General features: G+C 69.1%; 27 protein-coding genes. 13 read left to right on the forward strand and 14 right to left on the reverse strand.

Features of this window, described 5'->3' with window-relative positions; all coding sequences use genetic code 11:
* Positions 1–287: 287 nt before the first annotated feature.
* Positions 288–500 (reverse strand): DUF5326 family protein, encoded by a 213-nt coding sequence (locus tag ACZ7KF_RS15300; protein WP_471073799.1) that lies wholly within the window; start codon positions 498–500, stop codon positions 288–290.
* A 130-nt stretch (positions 501–630) separates the two neighbouring features.
* Positions 631–948, reverse strand: a complete 318-nt coding sequence (locus tag ACZ7KF_RS15305; protein ID WP_225824202.1) for a cupin domain-containing protein — start codon at positions 946–948, stop codon at positions 631–633.
* A gap of 138 nt (positions 949–1,086) precedes the next feature.
* Here ACZ7KF_RS15305 and ACZ7KF_RS15310 point away from each other — a divergent pair, with 138 nt between their 5' ends.
* From ACZ7KF_RS15310 to ACZ7KF_RS15330, 5 genes are all read left to right on the forward strand, one after another.
* On the forward strand, positions 1,087–1,464 hold the full coding sequence (locus ACZ7KF_RS15310) for a phage holin family protein (RefSeq protein ID WP_471073802.1): 378 nt from the start codon (positions 1,087–1,089) through the stop codon (positions 1,462–1,464).
* A gap of 7 nt (positions 1,465–1,471) precedes the next feature.
* Positions 1,472–1,999, forward strand: coding sequence for a low molecular weight protein-tyrosine-phosphatase (locus ACZ7KF_RS15315; protein WP_471073805.1), 528 nt, complete (start codon positions 1,472–1,474; stop codon positions 1,997–1,999).
* Complete coding sequence (locus ACZ7KF_RS15320; protein ID WP_471073808.1) at positions 1,996–3,144, forward strand: cystathionine gamma-lyase; 1,149 nt, start codon at positions 1,996–1,998, stop codon at positions 3,142–3,144. Before ACZ7KF_RS15315 ends, ACZ7KF_RS15320 begins: the two co-directional genes overlap by 4 nt.
* 217 nt (positions 3,145–3,361) lie before the next feature.
* Positions 3,362–4,267, forward strand: coding sequence for a LysR family transcriptional regulator (locus ACZ7KF_RS15325; protein ID WP_471073811.1), 906 nt, complete (start codon positions 3,362–3,364; stop codon positions 4,265–4,267).
* 88 nt (positions 4,268–4,355) lie between these two features.
* The gene (locus tag ACZ7KF_RS15330; RefSeq protein WP_471073814.1) at positions 4,356–4,838 is read left to right on the forward strand and encodes an NUDIX hydrolase; all 483 of its coding nucleotides are present in this window, start codon (positions 4,356–4,358) and stop codon (positions 4,836–4,838) included.
* A gap of 6 nt (positions 4,839–4,844) precedes the next feature.
* Here ACZ7KF_RS15330 and ACZ7KF_RS15335 read toward each other — a convergent pair whose 3' ends face one another.
* Together ACZ7KF_RS15335 and ACZ7KF_RS15340 are read right to left on the reverse strand one after the other, a co-directional pair.
* A complete protein-coding gene (locus ACZ7KF_RS15335) occupies positions 4,845–6,176 on the reverse strand; it encodes a globin domain-containing protein (protein WP_471073817.1) in 1,332 nt (443 codons plus the stop codon).
* A gap of 326 nt (positions 6,177–6,502) precedes the next feature.
* A complete protein-coding gene (locus tag ACZ7KF_RS15340; RefSeq protein ID WP_471073820.1) occupies positions 6,503–7,135 on the reverse strand; it encodes an HAD family hydrolase in 633 nt (210 codons plus the stop codon).
* 149 nt (positions 7,136–7,284) lie between these two features.
* Here ACZ7KF_RS15340 and ACZ7KF_RS15345 point away from each other — a divergent pair, with 149 nt between their 5' ends.
* Complete coding sequence (locus ACZ7KF_RS15345) at positions 7,285–8,151, forward strand: GNAT family N-acetyltransferase (protein WP_471073824.1); 867 nt, start codon at positions 7,285–7,287, stop codon at positions 8,149–8,151.
* A 95-nt stretch (positions 8,152–8,246) separates the two neighbouring features.
* Here the strand turns inward: ACZ7KF_RS15345 and ACZ7KF_RS15350 are convergent, their stop codons facing one another.
* On the reverse strand, positions 8,247–8,666 hold the full coding sequence (locus ACZ7KF_RS15350; protein WP_189296679.1) for a GlcG/HbpS family heme-binding protein: 420 nt from the start codon (positions 8,664–8,666) through the stop codon (positions 8,247–8,249).
* A gap of 137 nt (positions 8,667–8,803) precedes the next feature.
* Positions 8,804–10,012, reverse strand: a complete 1,209-nt coding sequence (locus ACZ7KF_RS15355) for an MFS transporter (protein ID WP_471073827.1) — start codon at positions 10,010–10,012, stop codon at positions 8,804–8,806.
* Positions 10,013–10,155: 143 nt separating this feature from the next.
* On the opposite strand from ACZ7KF_RS15355, the gene ACZ7KF_RS15360 reads away from it, so the two are divergent.
* Positions 10,156–10,614, forward strand: a complete 459-nt coding sequence (locus ACZ7KF_RS15360; RefSeq protein ID WP_471073830.1) for a MarR family winged helix-turn-helix transcriptional regulator — start codon at positions 10,156–10,158, stop codon at positions 10,612–10,614.
* A 9-nt stretch (positions 10,615–10,623) separates the two neighbouring features.
* Positions 10,624–11,076: a GNAT family N-acetyltransferase gene (locus tag ACZ7KF_RS15365; protein ID WP_471073833.1), complete on the forward strand. Its 453-nt coding sequence runs from the start codon at positions 10,624–10,626 to the stop codon at positions 11,074–11,076.
* A gap of 123 nt (positions 11,077–11,199) precedes the next feature.
* Here ACZ7KF_RS15365 and ACZ7KF_RS15370 read toward each other — a convergent pair whose 3' ends face one another.
* Both ACZ7KF_RS15370 and dnaB read right to left on the reverse strand, forming a co-directional pair.
* Positions 11,200–12,585, reverse strand: a complete 1,386-nt coding sequence (locus tag ACZ7KF_RS15370) for a serine hydrolase domain-containing protein (RefSeq protein ID WP_471073836.1) — start codon at positions 12,583–12,585, stop codon at positions 11,200–11,202.
* Between the two features lie 71 nt (positions 12,586–12,656).
* Complete coding sequence (gene dnaB, locus ACZ7KF_RS15375) at positions 12,657–14,132, reverse strand: replicative DNA helicase (RefSeq protein WP_471073839.1); 1,476 nt, start codon at positions 14,130–14,132, stop codon at positions 12,657–12,659.
* Between the two features lie 481 nt (positions 14,133–14,613).
* Between dnaB and ACZ7KF_RS15380 the strand changes: the two genes are divergently transcribed.
* Positions 14,614–15,951 carry an MATE family efflux transporter gene (locus tag ACZ7KF_RS15380; RefSeq protein ID WP_471073842.1) on the forward strand — a complete coding sequence of 446 codons (1,338 nt, stop codon included), beginning with the start codon at positions 14,614–14,616 and terminating at the stop codon, positions 15,949–15,951.
* Between the two features lie 115 nt (positions 15,952–16,066).
* Here ACZ7KF_RS15380 and rplI read toward each other — a convergent pair whose 3' ends face one another.
* From rplI to rpsF, 4 genes are all read right to left on the reverse strand, one after another.
* Entirely contained in the window at positions 16,067–16,513 is a 447-nt protein-coding gene (rplI, locus tag ACZ7KF_RS15385) for a 50S ribosomal protein L9 (RefSeq protein WP_225824217.1), read from the reverse strand.
* Positions 16,514–16,531: 18 nt separating this feature from the next.
* Positions 16,532–16,768 (reverse strand): 30S ribosomal protein S18, encoded by a 237-nt coding sequence (rpsR, locus tag ACZ7KF_RS15390; RefSeq protein ID WP_003949403.1) that lies wholly within the window; start codon positions 16,766–16,768, stop codon positions 16,532–16,534.
* Between the two features lie 57 nt (positions 16,769–16,825).
* Positions 16,826–17,407 (reverse strand): single-stranded DNA-binding protein, encoded by a 582-nt coding sequence (locus tag ACZ7KF_RS15395; RefSeq protein ID WP_471073845.1) that lies wholly within the window; start codon positions 17,405–17,407, stop codon positions 16,826–16,828.
* A 68-nt stretch (positions 17,408–17,475) separates the two neighbouring features.
* Positions 17,476–17,766 (reverse strand): 30S ribosomal protein S6, encoded by a 291-nt coding sequence (gene rpsF / locus ACZ7KF_RS15400; RefSeq protein WP_014673750.1) that lies wholly within the window; start codon positions 17,764–17,766, stop codon positions 17,476–17,478.
* A gap of 273 nt (positions 17,767–18,039) precedes the next feature.
* Here rpsF and ACZ7KF_RS15405 point away from each other — a divergent pair, with 273 nt between their 5' ends.
* From ACZ7KF_RS15405 to ACZ7KF_RS15415, 3 genes are all read left to right on the forward strand, one after another.
* A complete protein-coding gene (locus ACZ7KF_RS15405; RefSeq protein WP_471073848.1) occupies positions 18,040–18,354 on the forward strand; it encodes a hypothetical protein in 315 nt (104 codons plus the stop codon).
* Between the two features lie 119 nt (positions 18,355–18,473).
* Positions 18,474–19,592, forward strand: coding sequence for a lipid II:glycine glycyltransferase FemX (locus ACZ7KF_RS15410; RefSeq protein WP_471073851.1), 1,119 nt, complete (start codon positions 18,474–18,476; stop codon positions 19,590–19,592).
* An 85-nt stretch (positions 19,593–19,677) separates the two neighbouring features.
* Positions 19,678–20,709 carry an alanine racemase gene (locus ACZ7KF_RS15415; protein WP_225824221.1) on the forward strand — a complete coding sequence of 344 codons (1,032 nt, stop codon included), beginning with the start codon at positions 19,678–19,680 and terminating at the stop codon, positions 20,707–20,709.
* A gap of 100 nt (positions 20,710–20,809) precedes the next feature.
* Here ACZ7KF_RS15415 and ACZ7KF_RS15420 read toward each other — a convergent pair whose 3' ends face one another.
* Both ACZ7KF_RS15420 and ACZ7KF_RS15425 read right to left on the reverse strand, forming a co-directional pair.
* Complete coding sequence (locus tag ACZ7KF_RS15420) at positions 20,810–22,363, reverse strand: glycosyltransferase family 87 protein (protein ID WP_471073855.1); 1,554 nt, start codon at positions 22,361–22,363, stop codon at positions 20,810–20,812.
* A 129-nt stretch (positions 22,364–22,492) separates the two neighbouring features.
* The gene (locus tag ACZ7KF_RS15425; protein WP_471073858.1) at positions 22,493–25,183 is read right to left on the reverse strand and encodes a transglycosylase domain-containing protein; all 2,691 of its coding nucleotides are present in this window, start codon (positions 25,181–25,183) and stop codon (positions 22,493–22,495) included.
* Between the two features lie 396 nt (positions 25,184–25,579).
* On the opposite strand from ACZ7KF_RS15425, the gene ACZ7KF_RS15430 reads away from it, so the two are divergent.
* Entirely contained in the window at positions 25,580–26,263 is a 684-nt protein-coding gene (locus tag ACZ7KF_RS15430; protein WP_471073860.1) for a PadR family transcriptional regulator, read from the forward strand.
* Positions 26,264–26,272 lie beyond the last annotated feature (9 nt).

The raw sequence follows: 26,272 nt of genomic DNA on the forward strand, positions 1-26,272 counted from the left end.
ACCCGCCGTCGGCCGGGGGGCGCGCAGGGGCGCGGTGGGGCGGGGGGTGCAGGGGATTCTGCAGGTGCGGTGTCAACCGTGGCCAAGGGTCACTCCCGAAGCGCGAGGGGGGCAGCCCCGTGCGGGGAAAGAGCACGGGAGGGGGGTCTGCGCCGCCCACGGGGCCGGGCCCCGTGGGGAGTTCCGGACTTTAACCGCCCACCACCGCGCGCAGACGGCTCCCGGGAAAACTTCCCTCCCCCGAGGGAACCGGTGCTCCCGTCACGGGACACCGGCTCCCGGACACCTCACCAGTCGCTGCGCGACGAGGAGCTGCCCATGAACTTGCGCACGACGTATATCAGTCCACCGACCAGGGCGACGAAGACCAGTATTTTGAAGAGCAGGCCGATCACGAAGCCGACCACGCTCGCTATCAGCCCCCCGAACACGACCAGGGCGATGACCGGCACCGCGACCCACTTCACCCACCACGGCAGCCCCGCGAAAATCTCTCGCATCGCCTCGTCCTTCGTTCTCGTCCGTTCCCGGTGTTCCGCACTCGATGCTAGGGCCGCGGGGGGCTCGCGCGGGGGCCTCGTGCCCCTTGTCCTCCCCTGACCCGTCCCCTAGGGAACCCGGGGTCCCGACTCACGCCTCGGGCGGAGAGAACACGACCAGCACCCTGAGGTCCTCGCTGATGTGGTGGAACTTGTGGGCCACCCCGGCGGGCACGTACACGATGCTGCCCCGCGCCACCTGGGTCGTCTCCAGACCGACCGTGAGGGAGGCCCGGCCGCTGACCACGAAGTACATCTCGTCCTGGTTGTGCGGCTTCTGCGGGTCGTGCTCCCCGGCGTTCAGCGCGTACAGGCCGACCGACATGTTCCGCTCGCGCAGGAACTGCAGATAGGCGCCCTCGTTGGCGGTGCGTTCCGCCTCCAGTTCGTCCAGCCGGAATGCCTTCATCGCCGCTGCCGCCCTCGCCTCACCGCTCGCTGCTCCGCTGCTCGCCGTCATACCGCTCGCCACCCGTCCGGCCAGTCCCCGTAAGGCCAGTCCCCGTCCGGTCTGCCACGATCAGACAGGTCTGCCACGATCAGACACATGAAGAATTTCGTAGTCAAGACGATCGTCAACGCGGGCGCCCTCGCGGTCGCCGTGTGGCTGCTCGACAAGATCACTCTCACCGGTGACAACACCGCCAAGAAGGCCGGCACGCTGATCGTCGTCGCGCTGATCTTCGGTTTGGTGAACTGGCTGGTCAAGCCGGTCGTGAAGGTGCTGACCTTCCCGCTCTTCATCCTCACCCTGGGTTTGATCACCCTGGTGGTGAACGCACTGATGCTGCTGCTGACCTCCTGGGTGTGCGGCAAGCTCGACCTGAGCTTCCATGTGGAGGGCTTCTGGACGGCCGTCCTCGGCGGTCTGATCATCTCCGTCGTCTCCTGGGCGCTGCACGTCGTCCTGCCCGACGAGGACTGAGCCGGCCATGACCTACCGCGTCTGTTTCGTGTGCACCGGCAACATCTGCCGCTCCCCGATGGCCGAATCCGTCTTCCGCGCGCGCGTGGCGGAGGCCGGGCTGGAGGAGCGGGTGGCGGTCGACAGCGCCGGCACCGGCGGCTGGCACGAGGGCGAGCCTGCCGACCCACGCGCCGTCTCGGTCCTGGAGGAGCACGGCTACGACAGCGAGCACGTCGCCCGGCAGTTCCAGCCGGCGTGGTTCGCCCGTCTCGACCTCGTCATAGCCCTCGACGCCGGCCATCTCAAAGCCCTGCGCCGCCTCGCGCCCACCGAGGCGGACGCCCGCAAGGTCCGCCTGCTCCGCTCGTACGACCGCCACGCCTCACCGAGTGCCGCGCACGCCTCTTCCGACGACGCGGGCGACGACCTCGACGTGCCGGACCCGTACTACGGGGGCCGGGACGGCTTCGAGGAGTGCCTTGAGATGGTGGAGGGGGCGAGCACGGGTCTGCTCGCCGCCGTACGGGAAGAGCTGGAAGGACGGGCCGCATGAGCGACGCCACGAGGAACGAGGGCCACACCGGTGACGGCACGCGCGCGGTACGGGCGGGGCTGCCCGAGCCGGTCAAGCACGAGCCGACGTTGCCCGGACCGGTGTTCGCGGCACACTTCCACCTGCCCGGCGAGGTGGCGGGACCGTACGCGTACGGCCGCGACGACAACCCGACCTGGACGCTGCTGGAGCGGGCCATCGGCGAGCTGGAGGCACCCGGGCGGGAGGACGTGGAGACGCTGGTGTTCGCCTCCGGCATGGCGGCGATCTCCTCCGTGCTGTTCTCGCAGCTGCGCGCCGGGGACGCGGTCGTCCTGCCGTCCGACGGCTACCAGGTGCTGCCGCTGGTCGGCGCCCAGCTGGAGGCGTACGGCATCGAGGTGCGCACCGCGCCGACCGGCGGTGACGCACAGCTGGAGCTGCTCGACGGGGCGCGGCTGCTGTGGATCGAGTCCCCGTCGAACCCCGGGCTCGATGTCTGTGACATCCGTCGGCTGACGGAGGCGGCACACGCGCGGGGCGCACTGGTGGCCGTCGACAACACCCTCGCCACCCCGCTCGGGCAGCGCCCGCTGGAGCTGGGTGCCGACTTCTCCGTGGCCAGCGGCACCAAGCAGCTCACCGGGCACGGTGACGTCCTGCTGGGCTACGTCGCCGGCCGCGACGCCGAGGCGATGACCGCCGTGCGCCGCTGGCGAAAGATCGTCGGAGCGATCTCCGGACCCATGGAGTCCTGGCTCGCGCACCGGTCCATCGCCACGCTCCAGCTGCGCGTCGACCGGCAGAACGCCACCGCGCTCACCGTCGCGGAGGCGCTGCGGCAGCGGCCCGAGGTCTCCGACCTGCGCTATCCCGGCCTGCCCGACGACCCCTCGCACAAGATCGCCACGCAGCAGATGCGCCGGTACGGCTGCGTGGTCTCCTTCACGCTGCCCACGCGGGCGCGGGCCGAGCGGTTCCTCGCGTCCCTGCGTCTGGTGGAGGACGCGACGAGCTTCGGCGGGGTGCGGTCCACGGCCGAGCGCCGCCGGCGCTGGGGCGGGGATGCCGTCCCGGAGGGCTTCATCCGGATGTCCGTCGGCGCGGAGGACCCCGAGGACCTGGTGGCCGACATCCTGCGCGCCCTGGACGAGTCCGCGGACTGACCGGGCGGCGCCTTCGCCGCATCGGACGGACGACGGTCCGAGCCTTCCCCCTCGTGGCTCGGACCGTCTGCGGCTTTCACAAGGGAAAGACCTGCGAACAAGGCTAGTTGACTCTGTGTCAGTGTCCAATCACCGTAGCGACAGAAGCCTATCGACATATTTATAGTTGGTGCCTGCCTGGGGGCCGGAGGAGGGCAGACACAGGAGAGGGCATGCCATGGATCTGGCCTTGCTGCGGACCTTCGTCACCGTGCACCGGGCCGGCTCCTTCACCCGCGCCGCCGCCCTGCTCGGGCTCTCCCAGCCCGCCGTCACCTCGCAGATCCGCACGCTGGAGCGCCAGCTGGGCAGACCCCTGTTCCTCCGCCAGGCGCGCGGGGTGACCCCGACGACCATCGGCGACGAACTCGCGCACAAGGCCGCGCCGCATCTCGACGCCCTCGTGGAGATAGCCGAGAGCGGCCTGGACGACGCGTACTCACCGCGGACGCTGCATCTGGCCGGGCCTCCGGAGTTCACCGCCGAACGTGCCCTGCCCGCCCTCACGCAACTGACCGGTGACGACGGCCAGGCCTTCGCACTGCGCGCCTCCTTCGGAACAGCCGAGGAGGCGCTGGAGGGGCTGGCCTGCGGCCACCACGACCTGGCCATCAGCACGGCCCGGCCGCGCGGGACCCTGCTCACCGCCACTCCGCTCTGCGACGAGGAGCATGTGCTGGTCGCTTCCCCGCACTGGGCGGAACGGATCGGCTCGGACGCCCTGCGGCTGAAGGGGGCGGCGGCCCTGGAGATCCTCCCCGTCATCGAGGTCCACGAGTCGCTGCCGTTCGTCTCGCGCTACTGGGCTTCCGTCTTCGACTCCCGCCCGGCCGCCACGGGCACGGTCATCGTTCCCGATCTACGGGCCGTGCTCTCGTGCGCGGTCGCCGGGGCCGGACTGGCGGTGCTGCCCCGCTATCTGTGTGCCTCCGTGCTGGACCGCGGCACGATCGTCACCCTGCACGAACCCGCCGTGCCCCCGCTGCGTACGTACTTCCTGGTGGTCCGCACCGGCACGCTCGCCCTGCCCCCTGTCGCGCGGGCTTACGAGTGGCTCCAGCGCGCTGCGACGGCCTGGTGCTGACACGGTCCGCCCCGGGGTGCACGCGCTGCGGTCGCACTGTGGCGCTTTGCGATGTTTCACGTGGAACCAGCCGGGCCACATTTCTCCCATGACCGTCCGACCCGTGGTCAAGCGCACCGCCCGTGCCGTTCTTCTCGACGGTGACGACCTGATCCTGATCAAACGCACCAAGCCCGGCGTCGATCCCTACTGGGTCACGCCCGGTGGTGGAGTCGAGCCCGGGGACTCGACCGTCGTGGACGCCCTGCACCGTGAGGTGTACGAGGAACTCGGCGCCAAGATCGCCGATGTGGTGCCGTGTTTCGTGGACACGGTGGAGCACATCGGCGAGGACGGCGGCGCCACCGGCGTGAAGGTGCAGCACTTCTTCGTCTGCCGGCTGGAGTCCATGGACCCGTCCTTGCGCCACGGCCCCGAAGTGGACGAGCCGGCCGGTGAGTACGAGATCGTCCGCATCCCGTTCACCCGCGTCGGCATCGCCTCCGTCCACCTTGTCCCCCTGTCCTTGCGGCACTACCTGGACGGCAACATCGAGGGGGTGCGTGCGATGCATGCCCCCGACCTCGGCTGACCGAGGTCACTTCGCGCCGACGAGCAGTTCCTCCACCGAGTCGTGCCGGATACGGCTCGACGGAATGCCGATGTCCCGGAGCGTGTCGATGCCACTGCGGATCATTCCGGGCGGCCCCGAGAGGTAGGCGTCGTACTCGTGCCAGGGGCCGTAGGCGCGTATGGCGTCGGGGAGCTGGAGATGGGCCTGCTGGTCTATGACCGTCCGCACCGACAGCCAGGGGTAGCTCTGCCGGAGCCTGAGCAGGGTGTCGATGTCGTACAGGTCATGGTCGGTGCGGGCTCCGTAGAACACCTCGACCGGGCGGCGTGCGCCATGCTCGGCGACGTCCTCCACCAGCGCCTTGATCGGCGCTATCCCGGTGCCGCCGCCCAGACAGAGCAGTCCGCTGTCGGCGGTGTGGTCGACGGTCATCGAGCCGGTCGGCGGGCCGAGGCGGATGACGTCCCCGGGCCGCGCCCGGTGCACCAGCGCATTGGACACCCAGCCGGCCGGGACCGCCTTCACGTGGAACGTCAGCAGTCCGTCCGAGCGGGGCGCGGAGGCGAACGAATAGTGCCGCCACACCCGTGGCCACCAGGGGGTCTCCACGCTCGTGTACTGGCCCGCCAGGAAGGGATAGGGCTGGCCGGGGCGGACGGTGAGGACCGCCACGTCGGGCGTTCGGAGATCGTGCGCGACGATCTCGGCCTGCCACCAGGCCGGGGCCCGCAGTTCGTCCGCCGCGGCCGCGTCGATCATGATCTGGGACATCGTCGTGTAGGCCCGTACCCAGGCGGCCTCGGTCTCCGGGGTCCAGACGGTGGCGTACCTGCTCAGCGCACCGATGAGGCATTCACCCACGGCCGGGTAGTGCTCGGCGCGCGTGCCGTACTTGCGGTGTCCACGGCCCAGATTCCGCAGGTAGTCCATAAGGACGGAGGTGTCGTCCAGATGCTCGGCCGCCGTGAGAAGGGCCTTCAGCAGGCGGTCTCGTTGGACGTCCATCGCGGCGGGGAACATCGACCGCAGTTCGGGGTGGCGGACGAAGAGCAGCGCATAGAAGTAGGAAGTGACCTTGTCGGCGACGGGCCCGATCTCGGTCATCGTGCCGCGGATGAGGAGGGTGTCCGGAGAGCCCTCTTCGGCGGCCGGGTGCGCCCGCGGGGCGGGCGCAGGCAGCGGGTCCGAGTCACCCCGCGGGCCGCCCTCGTACAGCGGATGCCCCGTCGTGGGCCGGTGCTCCCCGTGCGTCTCCGGATCACCGGCCGGCGGCGGATCCGATGGCACCGTGCGCGGCCTGAACCAGCCGCCGCCCGACATGTCGTTCTCCCCCGACGTGGTGGCCGGAGCGTCCATGGTGTGCCCTCGCCTCGAACATCTTTCGGTCGGTCTGCGCACCTTCGTCCTCGGAAGGCGCATGCTTTCCCCCGGCGGGCGGCCAGCCGTAGCGTTTCTCCGCAGCCTCTCATTCCCATCGGCTGCCTCGGTCGCGAACCCGGAAACGCGGTTCTTCGATTCTCTCCGTTCCCTCAGGCCGCCAGTCCTGCTCTCGGCCCGCGCGGAATGCCAGTGCTCCATCCCGCACGTGAACCGGAGTCGACCCTACCGGCCGTCGCCACGCACACAAGTCCCCCCTTCCCCCTTCACGACGAATGCGTCGCGCGCGGTGCGGGATTTGTCAACTACCGTGCCGGTCCGACCAATTCATACGCCTCCCACAGGTCCCGTCCCGTATAGGAGTGGGTCGCGAGGCCGGCCAGGTGGGCATCGGCGTTGACCGCCACCGAAACCGGGACGGCGGCAAACAGATCCTTGTCCGACGACGAATCGCCGTACGCCACACAGCCCGCGCGCGTCACACCGAACTGCTCGCAAAGCCGATCCGCGATGGTCACCTTGGCCGCGGCACTGAGCGCCCCGGAGGGGTCCACGGGCTCGGTGAACGGCACGGCCGGAAAGCGGGATCCATGCGCCGCGTGGGCACCCCAGTCGAGAAGGAGTTCCACGAAGAACGAGGGCGAGAGTGACACCACCGCGCAGTATTCGCCCGCACTTCTGATCTCCGTCCAGACCTCGCGGATCCGGGCCAGCCAGGGAGCCGCCTCGAATGCCGCCCGCACGTGCGCCTCGGTCAGGTCCGCCCACAGCTCGTACACCAGCGCCGCGTACTCCGGCGGACCGATCCGTCCCTCCGCGATCGCACGATCCAGCGCCACCGTTTCGGCCTCCAGGCCCAACTGGCGGGAAATGAGCACCGGAGCGGTGGTTCCGTGCAGCAACGTACCGTCGAGGTCGAAGAGATGAAGTCTCGCCATGGTCCGAGGCTAACCAGCTGTCGATGTTTCACGTGAAACACCCGCTGCTGTCCCTCGGCTGTACACCCGGCCACGAGATGGCCAAAAGCACGTGTGTCTGCATCGAAACGGGTGGACGACGGGGGTGCGGGTCGGACAGCCTGACCTGCGTGCCGACTCCTTCCCTCGCCGCTCTGCCCATCCGCCGCCTGACGCTTCGCGATCTCACCGCCTGCGCCGACCTGTCCGAAGACCGGGGGTGGCCACGCGAGGAACACAAGTGGAGCTTCCTCCTCACAGCCGGGAAGGGCTTCGGCATCGATGACCCCGCGGGCGGTCTCGTCGCCGCATGCGTGGTCACGGAGTACGGCGCGTGGGGGCGGCCGGATCTCGGCGCCGTGGGTATGGTCCTGGTGGCCGAACGCCACTCCCGCCGGGGCGTCGGGCGTCGCTTGATGCAGCATGTCGTGTCGACCATGGGCACCACTCCGCTGACCCTGCACGCCACTCCGTACGGCCTTCCCCTCTACGAGGAGCTGGGCTTCAAGGTGACCGGCCGAGCGGAGATGCTGAGGGGACGCTTCGTTCCCGGCGGTCCGGATTCCGGCATCGCCACGCGTGCTGCCACCGCCGACGACCTTCCGGCGATCCTGCGCCTGGACGAGGAGGTGTTCGGCACCGACCGCACCCCCCTCATCACCCGGCTGCCCGCCTTCGCCGATCAGCTGCGGGTGGCCGAGGAGAACGGTGGGCTCATCGGCTACACGGCCGCGTGGCCCAACATGGACACCCATGTCGTCGGTCCCCTGATCGCCCGGGACACGGAGACCGCCAAGGCGCTCATCACCTCCCTGGCGGCCCGTACGGAGCGTCCGCTGCGGACCGATATCGACGTGCGCCACGAGGAGCTGCTGGTCTGGGCGAAGGAGCGGGGGCTGGCCTCCGTGGCATTCAACGCCGTGATGACCTACGGCATCACGGACCTGCCGGGGGACTGGACCCGGCGGTTCGCACCACTGACGGTCGCCGCGGGCTGATTCCCCGCACGACGCACGACGCGCACGACGCACGACGCACGCCGGCCCCGCCGCTCGAAGCGGCGGGGCCGGCGTCATGAGGTCCGGTCCTGGGCTCAGGCGAGCGCCTGCACGGCCGCCGTGGCGAAGCCGTGGTCCTGCTCCGGCGCGCCGCCCCCCACACCGATCGCACCGATCAGCCGGCCGTCCCGGTGAACGGGGATACCGCCCGCGATGAACAGCAGGGGCCGGTCGAGGGCCGTGGGCAGCGTGTGGAAGAGACCGCCGGGCTGCACGGCGTCGACGAGGTCGGCGGTGGGCGCGTTCAGCTGGAGGGCCGTGTAGGCCTTGCGGGTGCTGGTCTCGCCGGAGATCAGCACGGCCCGGTCGTCCCGGCGGAAGGCGAGCAGGTGGCCGCCGGCGTCCAGGACGGTGACGCTGACGGTGACTCCGGCATCCTCGGCCGCCCGGCGGGCCGTGGCGACGAGCAGCTCGGCGTCCTCGGTGGTGAGCGGGGTGACGGCGGTGGTGCTCATGGAGGTGTCTCCTTGGATGGTGCTGTGGTGGGTGCTTGCCGTACCGGGGCCGGGGCCCCGGTACGGGTGTCTGTGGGGGGTGGCGCGGGTGGGGGCCTGCGTGCGGACGGCTCGGTCGTGACCGGGGGCCGGGCAGCTCAGTGGTGGACGGGAGTGCGCTGTCCCGTCGGCGTCCCGGAGACGGTCACGCTGCCGCGCGCTCCCTCACGGCGTTCGAGGGCCGCGGAGAGGAAGGCGAGGAGCAGTGCGGCAGCGGCGAGAGCGGCGCCGACCCAGTTGGGAGCGGTGTAGCCGAAGCCGGCCGCGATCACGAGACCGCCGAGCCAGGCGGACAGGGCGTTGCCCAGGTTGAAGGCGCCGATGTTCACGGCCGACGCGAGGGTCGGCGCTCCGTGCGCCTGGTCGAGCACGCGCTTCTGCAGCGGCGGCACGGTGGCGAAGCCGAGTGCGCCGATCAGGGCGATGGTCACGGCAGCCGCGATCTTGTTGTGCGCGGTGAGCGTGAAGAGCGCCAGGACGAGGGCCAGGGCGCCCAGGGAGACGTACAGCATGGGCATCAGGGCGCGGTCGGCGAACTTGCCGCCGACGAGGTTGCCGCCGACCATGCCGAGGCCGAACAGGACCAGGAGCCAGGTGACCGATCCGTCGGCGAACCCGGCGATGTGGGTCATCATCGGCGCGATGTAGGTGATGGCGGCGAAGACACCGCCGAAGCCGAGGACGGTCATCGCCATGGCGAGCAGGACCTGGGCGTTCTTGAAGGCGGCCAGCTCGTGCCGCAGGTGCACACCCTCCGGTCGCGGCAGCTCGGGCACGAGCTTGGCGATGCCGGCCAGCCCGACGACGCCGAGAGCGGCGACGACGGCAAAGGTGACACGCCAGCCGACGTGCTGTCCGATGAGCGTGCCCAGCGGGACGCCGACGACATTGGCCACGGTCAGACCGGTGAACATCATGGCGATGGCGCCGGCCTTCTTGTCCGCGGCGACCAGCTCGGCCGCGACGACCGAGCCGATGCCGAAGAAGGCACCGTGGGCGAGTGAGGCGACCACCCGTCCGATCAGCATGACCGCGAAGACCGGAGCCACCGCGGAGAGCAGGTTTCCGACGATGAAGAGACCCATCAGCAGCATCAGCATCCGCTTGCGCGGGACCTTGGTGCCGAGCACGGTCATCAGCGGGGCACCGATGACCACGCCGAGCGCGTAGCCGGTCACGAGCAGGCCCGCAGTGGGGATGGAGACCCCGAAGTCGCCCGCGACCTCGGGCAGCAAGCCCATGATCACGAACTCGGTCGTTCCGATTCCGAAGGCCCCGATCGCGAGGGCCAGAAGCGCGAGAGGCATGTGGGGGTACACCTTCCCAGACGATTGCAGGAGCGCTTTGCGTGCGTTCACAATAGTTGCAGACGCGGGCTAAGTGCAAGCGCCGACTATTGCGCGGGTGCTCTACCCTTGTTGCAGCCGCTCCGGGACGGAGGAAAACGCCAATGACAGCGACGGACCCCGCGCTCACCGCCCTCGCCCAGGGCTGGTGCGCTCTTTCTGCGCTGCACGGAAGGATCGAGGCGCACATCGAGCGCGCCCTCCAGGCCAAGCACGATCTGAGCGTGCGCGAGTACTCACTGCTCGATGTGCTCAGCAGGCAGCACGACGGCGAAGGCGGGCATCTGCAGATGAAGCAGGTCGCCGACGCGGTCGTGCTCAGCCAGAGCGCCACCACCCGACTGGTGACCCGGCTGGAGGACCGCGGCCTGCTGGAGCGCTATCTGTGCCCCACCGACCGACGCGGCATCTACACCAACGTCACCGCGGCGGGCCTCAGGCTGTTGGAGGAGGCGCGCCCCACCAATGACGCCGCTCTGCGCGAGGCCCTGGACGACGCCGCCAAGAGCCCCGAGCTGGCTCCGCTGGTCCGAGCGGTGGAGTCGCTGAACGTGCCCGCATAGGGTGCCCGCATGGGAGATCTTGAAATACGCGCCGCGACCGCCGAGGACCTCCCGGCGATCGTGGCCATGCTCGCCGACGATCCGCTCGGTGCCCAGCGCGAGTCGCCCGACGACCTGACGCCGTACCGCGCCGCCCTGGAGCACCTGGCCGCCGATCCGAACCAGCATGTCGTCGTCGCGGTGCGGAACGGCCGCGTGATCGGCACCCTCCAGCTGACGATCATCCCGGGGCTCTCGCACAAGGGAGCCACCCGGGCGCTCATCGAGGCCGTACGCATCCACGGCGACGAGCGGGGCAGCGGGCTGGGCAGCCGGCTGATCGAGTGGGCGATCGACACCTCACGGCAACTCGGCTGCCAGATGGTGCAGCTGACGTCCGACAAGACCCGCACCGACGCCCACCGCTTCTACGAGCGGCTGGGGTTCAGCGCCTCGCACGAAGGGTTCAAGCTGCGGCTCTGAATCCACACCCGAGGCGCCGGGCCGGACGCGCATCCGGACCGACCCGGCCGGCGCGCTGACGGCGCCCCGAAAGCGCGTCAGGGGTGTGTTTCACGTGAAACGCACCCCCTGAGCAGCTCTGAGCTAGCCGATGCCCCGCCATCCCTCCGGGTCGACCCCACCGGGCACTGCGGCCTCGGGGTCGTACGGCTGCCGTGTGAACACGAACGATCCGAGGTCGAGATGGCGCACGGACCCGTCCGGACGCCGTACGGGCCGCAGCACCTCACCGGCGTAGTAGCCCTCCAGCCCCGTCCAGGTGCCGTCGCCGTTCGCCTGGAACCGGGCCCTACGACCGCCACCGGTCAGCGGTGCCAGCGAGACAAGACCGTCGGCGGTCGCGCGCAGCCCGAAGGCATGGGTGCCCCAGTACCACTGCCCCACCAGCTCCAGTACCGCCGGATCGACCTCGCGCAGCGGACGCCAGGGCTGGGGGATACGGGGTTCCGCCTCGGCGACGAGCCGCACGAGATCCGCTCCCACGGCACCCAGCAGCGGTCCGCTGGTGCAGTTGGCGAGCACCACCGCGGCCACGTCGTCCTCGACGCTGAGGGTGAGGTTCGCCAGAAAGCCAGGCAGCGAGCCGGAGTGCCCGACGAGCAGCCGGCCGTCACGGCGCTGGATCTGCAGGCCCAGTCCGTACGTCACCCCGTCCATCACGTCGGCGGCCTCTGCGGGCGCCGCCGGGGTACGCATCTCGCGTACCGAGTCCGCGCTCAGGACCCTGTCGTCCCCCCGGGCCAGAAACGCGGCGAACCGCGCCAGGTCCCCGGTGGTCGACCAGAGCTGACCGGCCGGCGCCATCCGGCCCAGATCCTCCATCGGCTCGGGGAGCAAGGCGTCGGCCCACGGATGCACGGCCCAGCCCCCCGCGTGCGGCGGTTGGGGCTGTGCGCTCGTCCGGTGCAGGCCGAGCGGCTCCAGGATCTCGGCGCGCAGCACCTCCTCCCAGGAAGCGCCACGCAGCCTCTCCACCAAGGAGCCGAGCACGGTGTAGCCGGGATTGGAGTAGTGGTGTCGCCGGCCGACCGGATGCAGCAGGGGCTGTTCGCCGAGCACATCGCTGAGCTCCGGCCGCAGGGAGCCCGGCGTCCGTTCCCACCAGGGCGCGGGCGATTCGGCCGCCAACCCGGCGGTGTGGGCGAGCAGTTCCGCGATCGTCGCTTCCCCCGCGCTGGTGCCCGGCAGGTACTTCTCCAGCGGATCACCGAGATCGAGCACGCCCTCGTCCCGCAGCCGCATCACCAGGACCGCGGTGAAGGTCTTGGTGATGGATCCGATCCGGTACTGCACGGACTCGTCCGGCCCGTGCCCGTCCACCGAGGTGCGCGCTCCGTGCCACACGGCCTGCCCGTCCCGTACGACGGCAGCGACCAGCGACGGAGCCCGTCCTTCGGTCTGCGCGACGGCGATGCGGTGCAGCAGGGCTCGGCGGGTGCCGGGGAGCAGCGCTTCCTGAGTTGTCGTCATGGGGTCAGTCCACAGGCTGCGGCGGCCTGCGTCGAATGCATTGCCGTGCGCAGGTGCCCACGACCGGCGGATCAGGTCTGGGCCATGTCCACGAAGCGCGAGTAGTGGCCCTGGAAAGCGACCGTGATGGTGGCCGTCGGACCGTTTCGGTGCTTGGCGACGATCAGGTCGGCCTCGCCCGCTCGCGGGGACTCCTTCTCGTACGCGTCCTCTCGGTGCAGCAGGATGACCATGTCCGCGTCCTGCTCGATGGAGCCGGACTCACGCAGGTCGGAGACCATCGGCTTCTTGTCGGTGCGCTGTTCGGGACCACGGTTCAGCTGGGAGAGGGCGATGACCGGGATCTCCAGCTCCTTCGCGAGCAGCTTGAGGTTACGGGACATGTCCGAGACCTCCTGCTGACGGCTCTCGGCACGCTTGGAGCCACCGGACTGCATCAGCTGGAGGTAGTCGATGACGACCAGCTTCAGGTCGTTGCGCTGCTTCAGGCGCCGGCACTTGGCCCGGATCTCCATCATCGACAGGTTCGGGGAGTCGTCGATGTAGAGCGGCGCCGCCGACACGTCCGGCATGCGGCGGGCGAGCCGTGTCCAGTCCTCGTCGGTCATCGTGCCGGACCGCATGTGGTGCAGGGCGACCCGGGCCTCGGCGGACAGCAGACGCATCGCGATCTCGTTGCGCCCCATTTCGAGCGAGAAGATGACGCTCGGAAGGTTGTTCTTGATGGAGGCGGCCCGCGCGAAGTCCAGTGCGAGGGTCGACTTACCCATGGCAGGACGGGCCGCGATGACGATCATCTGCCCCGGGTGCAGGCCGTTCGTCAGCGAGTCGAAGTCGGTGAAACCGGTGGGCACACCCGTCATCTCGCCGCTGCGGGAGCCGATCGCCTCGATCTCGTCGAGCGCGCCTTCCATGATGTCGCCGAGCGGGAGGTAGTCCTCGCTGGTGCGCTGCTCGGTGACGGCGTAGATCTCGGCCTGGGCGCTGTTGACGATCTCGTCCACGTCTCCGTCGGCCGCGTATCCCATCTGCGTGATGCGCGTACCGGCTTCGACGAGACGGCGCAGGACGGCCCGCTCGTGGACGATCTCCGCGTAGTACTCGGCGTTGGCCGCCGTCGGCACGGTCTGGACGAGAGTGTGCAGATAGGCGGCGCCGCCGACCTTGTTGATCTCACCACGCTTGGTGAGTTCGGCGGCGATGGTGATCGGGTCGGCCGGCTCGCCCTTGGCGTAGACGTCCAGGATGGCCTGGTAGATCGTCTCGTGAGCCGGCTTGTAGAAGTCGTGGCCCTTGAGGATCTCGACGACGTCGGCGATGGCGTCCTTGGACAGCAGCATGCCGCCCAGCACCGACTGCTCGGCGTCCAGGTCCTGCGGCGGCACCCGCTCGAAGGACGAGCCTCCGTCCCAGCCGCCGCTCTCCCGGCCCCGGTCGTGCTGTTCGTCGCGGCCTCGGCCACCGTCACCGCGTCGACGGGAGGCAGGCAGACGATCACTGGGTCCGGCTTCGGCCCACGGATCGTCCAAGGGCTCGGAAATGCTCACCGAGCCACCTCCTCCCGTCCGCAGGGCGGACCTCGCCGTGTCCTCTTTTGTACGGCACGACACTGACAAATGAGAGGCCCAACTCCGGTTCCTGCGCGTCGGGTTTGTGACGATTCCCGAGCCGGAAGAAGGACACTTTCCGGGTCACGGGAAGGAGCGGGCGCCGGACAACGGTAGGCCCGTCGGCACCGTCAGCCAATCTGGTTATCCACAGGCCATGTGGACGACGGCCCCGATGCTGTGGAGAACTCGGCGAAACCTGTGCACGACCCGGTGGACAGCCCTGTGAACAAGCCCTCGATCTCGCCATGAGCAAGCTCCTGACCAGCGCTTTTGTGATCCACCGGCTGTGCAGAAGAAAAACTTCCCCAGTCGGGCCAAGATCGCTTCGAACGGTGCCCGAAAGGACACGACCCACGATCAAAAGTAAGGACCACTGCTCGGTTGCATCTCTTACCTGTGGACGATTACATTGATGCTCATGACACAGGCTCCAGAGATCCCCAGGGTCACCCGGCGGCGCCACGACCGAGAAATCGTCGCGCTGGCCGTTCCGGCCTTCGGTGCCCTTGTCGCCGAGCCTCTCTTCGTCATGGCGGACAGTGCGATCGTCGGCCATCTCGGGACCGCTCAGCTCGCCGGTCTCGGCGTCGCCTCTGCGCTCCTCACCACCGCGGTGAGCGTCTTCGTCTTCCTCGCCTACGCCACCACAGCCGCTGTGGCCCGCCGCGTCGGCGCCGGTGATCTCCCGGCGGCCATTCGGCAGGGCATGGACGGCATCTGGCTCGCTCTGCTGCTCGGTATCGCCGTCATCGCCGTCTTCCTGCCGCTCGCCCCCGGCATCGTGGACCTGCTCGGCGCCTCCCCCACCGCGGCTCCCTACGCCACCACCTATCTGCGCATCTCCGCGCTGGGCATCCCGGCCATGCTCATCGTCCTGGCCGCGACCGGAGTGCTCCGCGGCCTGCAGGACACCAGGACCCCGCTCTACGTCGCCGTTGCGGGTTTCGTCGCCAACGCCGGCCTCAACGGAGCACTCGTTTACGGCGCCGGACTCGGCATCGCCGGTTCGGCCTGGGGCACGGTCATCGCCCAGTGCGGAATGGCGGCCGTCTACCTGACCGTGGTCGTCCGCGGGGCCCGCCGGTACGGCGCCTCCCTCCGACCGGACGCCGCCGGCATCCGCGCCTCGGCCCAGGCCGGCGTTCCGCTCCTGGTCCGCACACTGTCCCTGCGGGCGATCCTCATGATCGCCACAGCGGTCGCGGCCCGCCTCGGCGACGCCGACATCGCCGCACACCAGATCACCCTGTCCCTGTGGAACCTGCTGTCCTTCGCGCTCGACGCCATAGCCATCGCGGGGCAGGCGATCATCGGCCGCTACCTCGGCGCGGACGACTCCCAGGGGGCACGCGAGGCATGCCGTCGCATGATCCAGTGGGGCATCGCGGCCGGTGTCGTCCTCGGCCTGCTCGTGGTGGCCGCGCGACCGCTCTTCCTGCCGTTGTTCACCGGCGACGACATGGTGAAGGACACCGCGCTTCCGGCCCTGCTGCTGGTGGCGCTGTCGCAGCCCGTCTGCGGGGTCGTCTTCGTCCTGGACGGGGTCCTGATGGGCGCCGGTGACGGCCCCTATCTCGCCTGGGCCATGGTCGTCACCCTGGCGGTGTTCGCTCCGGTGGCCCTGCTGGTCCCCGCGCTCGGCGGCGGCCTCACGGCTCTCTGGGCAGCGATGACGCTGATGATGGCGATCCGCATGCTGACCCTGTGGCTGCGGACCCGCTCGGGCCGCTGGATCGTGACAGGCGCGACCCGCTGACCGTTTCACGTGAAACATGCCGTGCCGACCGTGTCCGGTCATGGGAAAGGGGCCACACCCCGAAGGGTGCGGCCCCCTTTCACCGGCTCAAGCAAGCGCGGTGATCACGCGGCGATCAGGCCGCGACGACCTCGATGTTGACCTTGGCGGCAACCTCGGGGTGCAGACGCACGGACGTCTCGTGGGCGCCCAGGGTCTTGATCGGAGCGGTCAGCTCGATGCGGCGCTTGTCGACCTCGGGGCCACCGGAAGCCTTGATCGCGGACGCGATGTCGGCCGGGGTGACGGAGCCGAAGAGACGGCCGGCGTCGCCGGAGCGGACGGCCAGACGGACCTTCACGCCCTCGAGCTGGGCCTTGACCTGGTTGGCCTGCTCGATGGTCTGGATCTCGTGGATCTTGCGAGCACGACGGATCTGCTCGACGTCCTTCTCGCCACCCTTGGTCCAGCGGATAGCGAACTTCCGCGGGATCAGGTAGTTGCGAGCGTAACCGTCCTTGACGTCGACGACGTCGCCCGCGGCACCGAGGCCGGAGACCTCGTGGGTGAGGATGATCTTCATGTTTCGGTCACCCTTCCCTTAGCGCGCGGTGGACGTGTAGGGCAGCAGCGCCATCTCACGGCTGTTCTTGACGGCCGTGGCGACGTCACGCTGGTGCTGCGTGCAGTTGCCGGTCACGCGGCGGGCACGGATCTTGCCGCGGTCGGAAATGAACTTCCGCAGCATGTTCGTGTCCTTGTAGTCCACGTACGTGACCTTGTCCTTGCAGAAAGCGCAGACCTTCTTCTTCGGCTTGCGCACAGGCGGCTTCGCCATGGTGTTTCTCCTGTGTGATCAAGAAGTTGGGGTACGACCCACCTTCGGCCCGAGGGCTTAGAAGGGGGGCTCGTCCGAGTAGCCGCCAGCGCCGCCGGAGTTTCCGCCCCAGCCGCCGCCGCCCTGGTTGCCACCGGCGGGAGCGCCGGTCGCCCAGGGGTCGTCGGCCGGAGCGCCGCCGCCCTGCTGACCGCCACCGGGGCCACCGCCCCAGCCGCCGCCCTGCTGGCCGCCGCCACCGCCGCCGTAACCGCCCTGGCCACCGCGGCCGCCACCGGCGGTCTTGGTGACCTTGGCAGTGGCGTTGCGCAGGCTGGGGCCGACTTCCTCGACGTCCAGCTCGTAGACCGTGCGCTTGACGCCCTCACGGTCCTCGTAGGACCGCTGCTTCAGCCGGCCCTGCACGATGACGCGCATGCCTCGCTGGAGCGACTCGGCGACGTTCTCCGCCGCCTGACGCCAGACCGAGCAGGTCAGGAAGAGGCTCTCGCCGTCCTTCCACTCGTTCGTCTGGCGGTCGAAGGTGCGGGGAGTGGACGCGACGCGGAACTTCGCGACCGCCGCACCGGACGGGGTGAAGCGCAGCTCGGGGTCGTCGACAAGATTGCCGATGACCGTGATGACGGTCTCGCCTGCCATGGGGAACCTCTCGGCGGGTTTGCGGGCTGCTTGCTACTCGAATCCCGAGATCAACTGAGCGGAGGAGCTCAGTGGGTCTCGGGGCGGAGGACCTTGGTCCGGAGGACCGACTCGTTCAGGTTCATCTGGCGGTCGAGCTCCTTGACGACCGCAGGCTCGGCCTGCAGGTCGATGACCGAGTAGATGCCCTCGGGCTTCTTCTTGATCTCGTAGGCGAGACGACGACGGCCCCAGGTGTCGACCTTCTCCACCTTGCCGCCGCCATCGCGGACGACAGAGAGGAAGTTCTCGATCAGCGGGGAGACCGCACGCTCCTCGAGATCGGGGTCGAGGATGACCATCACCTCGTAGTGACGCATGTGGAACCCACCTCCTTTGGACTCAGCGGCCACGGTCGTTCCGTGGCAGGAGGGTTGTGATGCGTATGCAACGGTATCGGCCGCCACTGACAATCAGGGGGCCTCGAAGGGATCCCGCAGTGTGACCTGGGCAGGCCTGGGCAGACACCGGTGCAGACGGTACAGACTACCTGCACACCCGCTTCCGGTTGAAATCCGGCCGGGAAGACCGTCACTCTGTATACGTCGGGTGTGTACGGCGCTACTATGCGCCGCCTTCCGCTGGAGGTGCCCATGGCACAGGTTTCGCATCCCAACGTCGCCGGTTCCCTCTTCGCCACGGACGGCAAGCGCCGTCCGCTGCAGGACGCGCTGATGGGGGCCACCCTCGTCCTCGGCCTGCTGTCCTTCATCACGTCTTTCTTCCACGGCCTCCACCTGCTGTCCTCCTGGACGGGACTGGTGGGACTCGCCGTCGGCCTCTACGGACAGTGGATCTCGGTGACCACGCGGGAGCGCTTCGGTCTGATCCTGGGCCTCGGCGCCTCGGGGGTCGGTTTCCTGATCGGCATGGCCAACGGCGGCCTGTTCGGCGGGCTCGTCAACTGACGTCGCCGGGCTGAACGGCCGTACGCCCAGTCGGGGCGCTCGCAAGGCGCAGTAGGCTTCGGCGCGAGAGCCGGAGCCCCTGTACCCATGGGGACACACCAGCCCGAGGAGCGCCCCGAATGAGCCTGACCCTGAGGACCATCAGCCGCGAGCAGCATCTGGCCTACATCCAGAGCCTGCCGGCGGCGAGCCACATGCAGGTCCCGGCATGGGCCGATGTGAAGGCGGAGTGGCGCTCGGAGAACCTCGGCTGGTTCGACAAGAGCGGTCAGCTGGTCGGCGCGGGCCTGGTCCTCTACCGCCAGCTGCCCAAGATCAAGCGCTACCTCGCCTACCTGCCCGAGGGCCCGGTCATCAACTGGTACGCGCCGAACCTGGACGACTGGATCCAGCCGATGCTGGCGCACCTGAAGCAGCAGGGTGCCTTCTCCGTGAAGATGGGCCCGCCGGTGATCATCCGTCGCTGGAACGCGGACACCATCAAGCGGGGCATCCAGGACCCGGACGTCAAGCGGCTGCGCGACCTGGAGGCCGACTTCATCGAGCCGCGCGCCTTCGAGGTGGCCGACAAGCTGCGTCGCATGGGCTGGCAGCAGGGCGAGGACGGCGGCGCCGGCTTCGGCGACGTGCAGCCCCGCTACGTCTACCAGGTGCCGCTGGCGAACCGTTCCCTGGAAGAGGTCCACAAGAACTTCAACCAGCTGTGGCGCCGCAACATCAAGAAGGCCGAGAAGGCCGGCGTCGAGGTCGTCCAGGGCGGCTACCAGGACCTGGCCGAGTGGCAGCGGCTGTACGAGATCACGGCCGTCCGTGACCACTTCCGGCCCCGCCCGATGTCGTACTTCCAGCGCATGTGGACGGCCCTCAACACCGAGGACCCCAACCGCATGCGGCTGTACTTCGCCCGCCACAACGGCGTGAACCTGTCCGCGGCGACGATGCTGATCGTCGGCGGGCACGTCTGGTACTCCTACGGTGCCTCCGACAACATCGGCCGTGAGGTCCGGCCGTCGAACGCGATGCAGTGGCGGATGCTGTGCGACGCCTACGCGCTCGGCGCCACCGTCTACGACCTGCGCGGCATCTCCGACTCCCTGGACGAGACCGACCACCTCTTCGGCCTGATCCAGTTCAAGGTCGGCACCGGCGGTCAGGCCGCCGAGTACCTCGGTGAATGGGACTTCCCGCTGAACAAGCTGCTCCACAAGGCGCTCGACATCTACATGTCGCGCCGCTGAGCCGCGCGGGCGTTTGATTCCATAGCCTTCACAGCTCTCACACCTCTGATCCACCCCAGCCACGAGAAAGGTTCCGGGTCCGGCCATGGCGCTCACGCTCTACGTCGACACCGCGCGCTGGCGGGCGCACCACAAGCACGTGCAGGAGCAGTTCCCGGGACTCGTCCCGGTCTGCAAGGGCAACGGCTACGGCTTCGGGCACGAACGGCTCTCGGAGGAGGCCACACGGCTCGGTTCCGATCTGCTCGCCGTCGGCACCACGTACGAGGCCGCGCGCATCAAGGACTGGTTCGGCGGTGACCTGCTGGTGCTGACCCCGTACCGGCGCGGCGAGGAGCCCGTCCCGCTGCCCGACCGGGTGGTGCGCTCGGTGTCGTCGATCGACGGCGTGTACGGGCTGGTGGGCGCCCGGGTCGTCATCGAGGTGATGTCCTCGATGAAGCGGCACGGCATCAGCGAGCACGAGCTGCCGCAGCTGCACCAGGCCATAGAGAACATCCGGCTGGAGGGCTTCGCCATCCACCTGCCGCTGGACCGCACCGACGGCTCGGACGCCGTCGAGGAGGTCATCGGCTGGATGGACCGGCTGCGCGCGGCACGGCTGCCGCTGCACACGATGTTCGTCAGCCACCTCAAGGCGGACGAGCTGGCCCGGCTCCAGCAGCAGTTCCCGCAGACCCGCTTCCGGGCCCGCATCGGCACGCGGCTGTGGCTGGGGGACCACGACGCCACCGAGTACCGCGGCGCCGTCCTGGACGTCACGCGCGTGTCGAAGGGCGACCGGTTCGGCTACCGGCAGCAGAAGGCGGCCTCTGACGGCTTCCTGGTGGTCGTGGCGGGCGGTACGTCGCACGGGGTGGGTCTGGAGGCTCCCAAAGCCCTGCACGGCGTCATGCCGCGCGCCAAGGGCGTCGCCCGGGCCGGCCTCGCCACGGTCAACCGGAACCTTTCGCCGTTCGTCTGGGGCGGCAAGCAGCGCTGGTTCGCCGAGCCGCCGCACATGCAGGTGTCGATCCTGTTCGTGCCCTCGGACGCCCCGGAACCGCAGGTCGGCGACGAGCTGGTGGCCCATCTGCGGCACACCACGACCCAGTTCGACCGCATCGTGGACCGCTGAGCCCGTCCAGGACAGCGAGAAGGCCGTATCCGGGACGCCCGGGTACGGCCTTCTGCGTGCCTGCCGGCCTGCCGCGCCGACGAGGAGTTCGTGTGTTCGCTCAGAGCGAACGGTCGTGGTGGGACAGCGTTTCGGGCCGGCCCCAGTCCACCTGGTGCTCCTCGAACTGGACGGCGTGCTGCGGCGGGTGGGCCGCCGCACCGAGCACGAACGCGTCCTCCGCGCCGTCCAGGACCCCGCCCGAGGGATCGTCGTCGCCGGACCGGCGCACCACGTCCCGCTCCGGCATGAGGATGTCCCGTACGACGACGGCGCACAGGTACAGCGTCCCCAGCAGGTGCACCGCGATCACCCAGTGGTAGCCCTGCGTCGGCAGGCCCTTGTGGGCGTCTCCGCTGGTCGTGTAGGCGAGGTACAACCAGATGCCCAGGAAGTACGCCGCCTCGCACGCCTGCCAGATCAGGAAGTCGCGCCACTTGGGCCGGGCCAGGACCGCCAGCGGCACCAGCCACAGGACGTACTGCGGCGAGTAGACCTTGTTGGTCAGGACGAAGGCCGCCACGATCAGGAAGGCCAGCTGGGCGAAGCGGGGCCGGCGGGGAGCGGTGAAAGTCAGCGCGGCGATGCCCAGGAAGCACAGCACCACCAGCACCGTGGCCGCGTTGTTGACGAAGTCGGTGGTGGGCGGGTTGCTGGAGTTCTGCGCCCAGATCAGCCAGAAGGAGCCGAAGTCGACGCCGCGCTCCTTGCTGAAGGTGTAGAACTTCGCCCAGCCCTCACGGATGTGGAAGCCCGTGGAGTCGTGCGTGAGCATCACGGGCAGGTTCACCACGAGCCAGGCGCCCAGTGCGCCGCCCACGGCCTGGAAGAACTCGCGCCACTTGCCGGCCCGCCAGCACAGCACCAGCAGCGGGCCGAGCAGCAGGACGGGATAGAGCTTGGCGGCCGTGGCGAGCCCCAGCAGGACGCCGAAGGCGAGAGCCCGGCCCCGCGACCACATCAGCATCGCGGCGGCGGTCAGCGCCACCGCCAGCAGGTCCCAGTTGATGGTCGCGGTCAGCGCGAAGGCAGGTGCCAGGGCGACCAGCAGGCCGTCCCAGGGGCGACGACGGTGGGTGCGGGCCACACAGACGGCGATGACGGCGGTGCACACCATCAGCATCCCGGCGTTGACGAACCAGTACCACTGCTCCTGGTGCTGGATGGAGCCGCTGTGCGGGGTCAGCCAGGAGGCGACCTCCATGAACACGCCGGTGAGCACCGGGTATTCGAGGTAGTCCATATCGCCGGGCAGCTTGTCGAAGTACGGCACGAGGTGATCGGCGAACCCGCGGCCCTGGTAGAGGTGCGGGATGTCCGAGTAGCAGGCGTGCGTGTACTGGCTGCTCGCGCCGAAGAACCAGGCGTTGTCGTAGCAGGGTGCCTTCTGGACCAGGCCGAGGGCGAACATGCCGATCGCCACGAGCACCACGACGCGCACGGGCGTCCACCAGGAGGTCCCGAGCAGGGCATGCCGCCCCAGGGGACCGCCGATCAGCTCACTGCCGGCGGCTGCGACCTCGTCCTCCCTGGTCGGCTGCACCGGCTCTGCCGCGGCAGGCCGCACGGGCTCGGGCTCGTGCATGCTCGCGGGCGTCATCTCTGCACTGGGCATGGGGCACATCCTGCCGTACCTGCCTAGGAATACGCCGAGGGCCGCCGCACCTGGTGGGTGCGGCGGCCCATGTTTCACGTGAAACACCCCTGGCGGGCGATATGGTCGCCAACCGGACGGATCACCGGGCTAGCCGTCCTGGCCTCCGAAGAAGCCTCCGTTGCCGTTGCCGTTTCCTCGGGTGGTATCGGTTCCGGTTGTCTCCGTGCCCGTGGGCGTCGGCGTGGTGCCTCCGTCGGTGCCACCGGTGTCCGTGCCTCCGATGCCACCGTTGCCGCCGCCGTTGACGTTGCAGTTGTTGCCCCACCCGACGTCGCAGGACTCGCTCGCCGACGGAGACGGCGTGATGGTCGTCTGGCTCGGCGTCGGGCTCGGCGTGTCGCTGGGCGTGGGGCTCGGCGTGAAGGTGACGCTCGGGGTCGGGGTGGGGGCGCCCGCCTCGTTCTGGACCGTGCCGATCTCGGTGGCGTCCGGGAAACCGGGGTCGTTCTGGCCCTTGAGCGCGGCCTTCATGTACTCGGTCCACACCTGCGTCGGGATGTCACCACCGTGGATGGAGTCGACGCCCGCCGTACCGTTCATGGACAGCAGCTTGTGGTCCTTGGGGTTCTCGCGGAACATCGCCACCGAGGTGGACAGCTGCTGGGTGTAGCCGACGAACCAGGCCGACTTGTTCTCGTCGGTGGTACCGGTCTTGCCCGCCGCCTTGCGGCCGAGGGCGAGGGCCTTCTTGCCGGTGCCGTTCTGGACGACGTTCTCCAGGACGTCCGTGACGTTGTTGGCGATGTTCGGGTCCAGCGCCTCCTGGGGCGCCGGCTTCGGCTTGGTGAAGCTGGGCGCGTCCGCGCCGTTGACCTTGACCGCGGTCACGGAGTACGGCTCCACCTGCTGGCCGGACGCGGCGAAGGTGGCGTAGGCGTCGGCCATGCGGATCGCGCTGGGGGTGGACGTACCGATGGCGAAGGACGGGTTGAGGTCCTGCGACATGCTCTGGCTGAGAATGCCGGTGCTCCGCGCCACATCCCGGACGTGCGTCATTCCCACATCGACACCGAGCTGCACGAACGGCGTGTTGACGGACTGCTCCATCGCCTTGCGCAGGGTGATGTATCCCCAAGGGTGGGGGCTCTCGTTGTTCTGGAAGAAGTACGAGTTGTCCTTGTTAAGGTAGTACCCGCCATCCGGCTTGCTGACCTTGAGATGGTCGTTGCCGTTGTACTTGCTCAGCGGAGAGACGCCCTCACCGTCGGACTTGTAGGTGCCGTACTTCATGGCGGCGGCCAGCACGAACGGCTTCCAGGTCGAACCCACGGGCACACCCGAGGTGTCCGCGTTGTTGGTGAAGTGCCCGTTCTCATAGCCGTCGCCACCGTAGAGAGCGACGATCGCGCCATCCTTGGGCTTCACCGAGGCCGCACCGAACTGAACATACTTGTCCAGTTCACGGTGTTTCGGGTCAAGGTTCTCTTTCTGGACGTTCTTCACGGCCTTGGCGAGCGCGTCGACCTTGTTCTTGTCGAACGTCGTGTAGATCTGGTACCCGCCCCGGTCGAACTGCGCCTCGGTGATGTCGGAGTGCGCGAGGACGTACTTCTTGGCCGTGTCGGCCAGGTAGCTGATCTGGCCGGTCATGCCCTTGGTCGCCTTGCGGCCGTCGGGCTTGGGGTACTCGGCGATGGCCTTCTGGTACTGGGCGTCGGTGAGGTGCTTGTCCTTGTGCATCTCGCCGAGGATCCAGGCCCAGCGGTCCTCGGAGCGCTTCAGGTTGGCTGCCGGGGTGGCCGACTTGTCGAGGTCCTGGTTGCCCGCGGGGTCGTAGTACGTCGGGCCCTTCAGCAGCGCCGCGAGGACGGCGCACTCGCTCGGCTTGAGATCGACCGCGTTCTTGCCGTAGTAGGTCTGCGCCGCGGCCTGGATGCCGTACGCGCCCCGGCCGAAGTACGAGGTGTTCAGGTAGCCCTGCAGGATCTGGTCCTTGTTGAGCTTCGCGCCCACCTTTATGGAGATGAACATCTCCTTGAACTTCCGGGTGACCGACTGCTCCTGGCTCAGGTACGTGTTCTTCACGTACTGCTGGGTGATCGTCGAGCCACCCTGCGTCTGACCGCCCCGCGCCATGTTCACCATGGCGCGCGCGATGCCCATGGGGTCGACGCCCGAGTCGTCGTAGAAGGACTTGTTCTCCGCGGAGATCACCGCGAACCGCATCGCCTCGGGAATCTGGTCGATACTGACGTTCTGCCGGTTGACGCCGGTACCGGTGGCCACCATCTGCTTGCCGTTGCCCCAGTAGTAGACGTTGTTCTGGGACTTGGCCGCGTCGTTCTCGTTCGGGATCGAGACCATCGCGTAGCCGACCCCGACCATCACCACGAGGCCGCCGACGAAGCCGATGAACAGCCCGCTGACCAGCTTCCAGGACGGCACCCAGCGCCGCCAGCCGTACTTGTCGACCCTGGGATAGTCGATGAACCTCTTCTTGCCGGGTGCCGTCGTCGCCCGGCCCTTGCCGCGGCCCGGGCCGGTCGGACCGCCCGGGCCGCCGCGCCGGCCGCCCGGCCCCGTGTCGTCGGCCGCTCTGCGGCGGCCGGTCTTCTGCGCCGCACGGCGGGCCTCGGCACGGCTGCCGTAGGAACGCTCCTCGCCTACCGAGTCGGCGGACTCCGCCCCGTGGGAACGGGACCCATAGGAGTCGGCAGGGGACCCGGTGGCGCCTCGCGGTGCCGCACGGCGGCCGGAGGACGAGCCGGACTGGCCGCGTCGGGCCGCGGCACGTCCGCCTCCCTGCGGCTGCGGCGGTTTGCGACGGTGCTCGCTCATCGAACGATTACTCCTCGGGCAGGCGCACCCGTGCGCGCCTGGAACGGCGGCTGGTTTCCGGTCCCCCCGAAGTACGGATGTGGTCGGTCCTGCATTCACCCGTACTGCACCGGGGACGATGACGCTCCCCAGGCGCCACGTGGTTCCCGGTGGTGTGCATGCCGCACAGACTACGCACCACCAAAACCCGCCGAGCCCCGAAGTTCACCCCAAAACAGGCAACTTGCCTCCTACGAATCGGTGATGTGATCCCGTTCACCGCTGTCCCCCTTGTCGCCTGCGGAAGGCCGTTCTATCGTCTTGATGTATCGAGTCGATACATCAGCGCGAGATAAAGGCGCTGAGAGGCATTGCGAGACCTGCGGGACGGACCTGCGGGACCGAGGGGAGGCGACGATGAGCCGGCGCTCCGGCATCCTTGAGTTCGCCGTGCTCGGCCTGCTGCGGGAGTCCCCGATGCACGGCTATGAGCTGCGCAAACGACTGAACACGTCGCTGGGGGTGTTCCGTGCGTTCAGCTACGGGACGCTCTACCCCTGCCTCAAGACGCTGGTCACCAACGGCTGGCTGATCGAGGAACCCGGGAACACCCCGGACGACGCGCTCGCCACCCCCCTCGCCGGACGCCGCGCCAAGATCGTTTACCGACTGACGGCAGAAGGCAAGGAGCACTTCGAGGAGCTGCTCTCGCAGACCGGCCCCGACGCGTACGAGGACGAGCACTTCGCCGCACGGTTCGCCTTCTTCGGGCAGACCTCGCGCGATGTGCGCATGCGCGTCCTGGAAGGCCGGCGCAGCCGCCTGGAGGAGCGCCTGGAGAAGATGCGCGCCTCTCTGGCACGCACCCGGGAGCGCCTCGACGACTACACGCTTGAGCTCCAGCGCCACGGGATGGAGTCCGTGGAGCGCGAAGTGCGCTGGCTGAACGAGCTCATCGAGAGCGAGCGGGCCGGACGGGACCTGAGGGGTTCCGCCTCCGGGGGGCCCGCTCAACAGGACACCACCACTGGATCGACGGGCGGCCTGCCCCGTCCCGGGGACACCCCCCGGACGGATACGCCCGGCGACACCGCCACGTGAGACCCAGTC

Source organism: Streptomyces sp. NPDC038200, assembly GCF_055600785.1.

Excerpts from the sequence above, each read along its gene's own strand:
- ACZ7KF_RS15300 (WP_471073799.1), bottom strand. The coding sequence starts at position 500 with ATGCGAGAGATTTTCGCGGGGCTGCCGTGGTGGGTGAAGTGGGTCGCG.
- ACZ7KF_RS15305 (WP_225824202.1), bottom strand. The coding sequence starts at position 948 with ATGAAGGCATTCCGGCTGGACGAACTGGAGGCGGAACGCACCGCCAAC.
- ACZ7KF_RS15310 (WP_471073802.1), top strand. The coding sequence starts at position 1,087 with ATGAAGAATTTCGTAGTCAAGACGATCGTCAACGCGGGCGCCCTCGCG.
- ACZ7KF_RS15315 (WP_471073805.1), top strand. The coding sequence starts at position 1,472 with ATGACCTACCGCGTCTGTTTCGTGTGCACCGGCAACATCTGCCGCTCC.
- ACZ7KF_RS15320 (WP_471073808.1), top strand. The coding sequence starts at position 1,996 with ATGAGCGACGCCACGAGGAACGAGGGCCACACCGGTGACGGCACGCGC.
- ACZ7KF_RS15325 (WP_471073811.1), top strand. The coding sequence starts at position 3,362 with ATGGATCTGGCCTTGCTGCGGACCTTCGTCACCGTGCACCGGGCCGGC.
- ACZ7KF_RS15330 (WP_471073814.1), top strand. The coding sequence starts at position 4,356 with ATGACCGTCCGACCCGTGGTCAAGCGCACCGCCCGTGCCGTTCTTCTC.
- ACZ7KF_RS15335 (WP_471073817.1), bottom strand. The coding sequence starts at position 6,176 with ATGGACGCTCCGGCCACCACGTCGGGGGAGAACGACATGTCGGGCGGC.
- ACZ7KF_RS15340 (WP_471073820.1), bottom strand. The coding sequence starts at position 7,135 with ATGGCGAGACTTCATCTCTTCGACCTCGACGGTACGTTGCTGCACGGA.
- ACZ7KF_RS15350 (WP_189296679.1), bottom strand. The coding sequence starts at position 8,666 with ATGAGCACCACCGCCGTCACCCCGCTCACCACCGAGGACGCCGAGCTG.
- ACZ7KF_RS15355 (WP_471073827.1), bottom strand. The coding sequence starts at position 10,012 with ATGCCTCTCGCGCTTCTGGCCCTCGCGATCGGGGCCTTCGGAATCGGA.
- ACZ7KF_RS15360 (WP_471073830.1), top strand. The coding sequence starts at position 10,156 with ATGACAGCGACGGACCCCGCGCTCACCGCCCTCGCCCAGGGCTGGTGC.
- ACZ7KF_RS15365 (WP_471073833.1), top strand. The coding sequence starts at position 10,624 with ATGGGAGATCTTGAAATACGCGCCGCGACCGCCGAGGACCTCCCGGCG.
- ACZ7KF_RS15370 (WP_471073836.1), bottom strand. The coding sequence starts at position 12,585 with ATGACGACAACTCAGGAAGCGCTGCTCCCCGGCACCCGCCGAGCCCTG.
- ACZ7KF_RS15380 (WP_471073842.1), top strand. The coding sequence starts at position 14,614 with ATGACACAGGCTCCAGAGATCCCCAGGGTCACCCGGCGGCGCCACGAC.
- rplI (WP_225824217.1), bottom strand. The coding sequence starts at position 16,513 with ATGAAGATCATCCTCACCCACGAGGTCTCCGGCCTCGGTGCCGCGGGC.
- rpsR (WP_003949403.1), bottom strand. The coding sequence starts at position 16,768 with ATGGCGAAGCCGCCTGTGCGCAAGCCGAAGAAGAAGGTCTGCGCTTTC.
- ACZ7KF_RS15395 (WP_471073845.1), bottom strand. The coding sequence starts at position 17,407 with ATGGCAGGCGAGACCGTCATCACGGTCATCGGCAATCTTGTCGACGAC.
- rpsF (WP_014673750.1), bottom strand. The coding sequence starts at position 17,766 with ATGCGTCACTACGAGGTGATGGTCATCCTCGACCCCGATCTCGAGGAG.
- ACZ7KF_RS15405 (WP_471073848.1), top strand. The coding sequence starts at position 18,040 with ATGGCACAGGTTTCGCATCCCAACGTCGCCGGTTCCCTCTTCGCCACG.
- ACZ7KF_RS15410 (WP_471073851.1), top strand. The coding sequence starts at position 18,474 with ATGAGCCTGACCCTGAGGACCATCAGCCGCGAGCAGCATCTGGCCTAC.
- ACZ7KF_RS15415 (WP_225824221.1), top strand. The coding sequence starts at position 19,678 with ATGGCGCTCACGCTCTACGTCGACACCGCGCGCTGGCGGGCGCACCAC.
- ACZ7KF_RS15420 (WP_471073855.1), bottom strand. The coding sequence starts at position 22,363 with ATGCCCAGTGCAGAGATGACGCCCGCGAGCATGCACGAGCCCGAGCCC.
- ACZ7KF_RS15425 (WP_471073858.1), bottom strand. The coding sequence starts at position 25,183 with ATGAGCGAGCACCGTCGCAAACCGCCGCAGCCGCAGGGAGGCGGACGT.
- ACZ7KF_RS15430 (WP_471073860.1), top strand. The coding sequence starts at position 25,580 with ATGAGCCGGCGCTCCGGCATCCTTGAGTTCGCCGTGCTCGGCCTGCTG.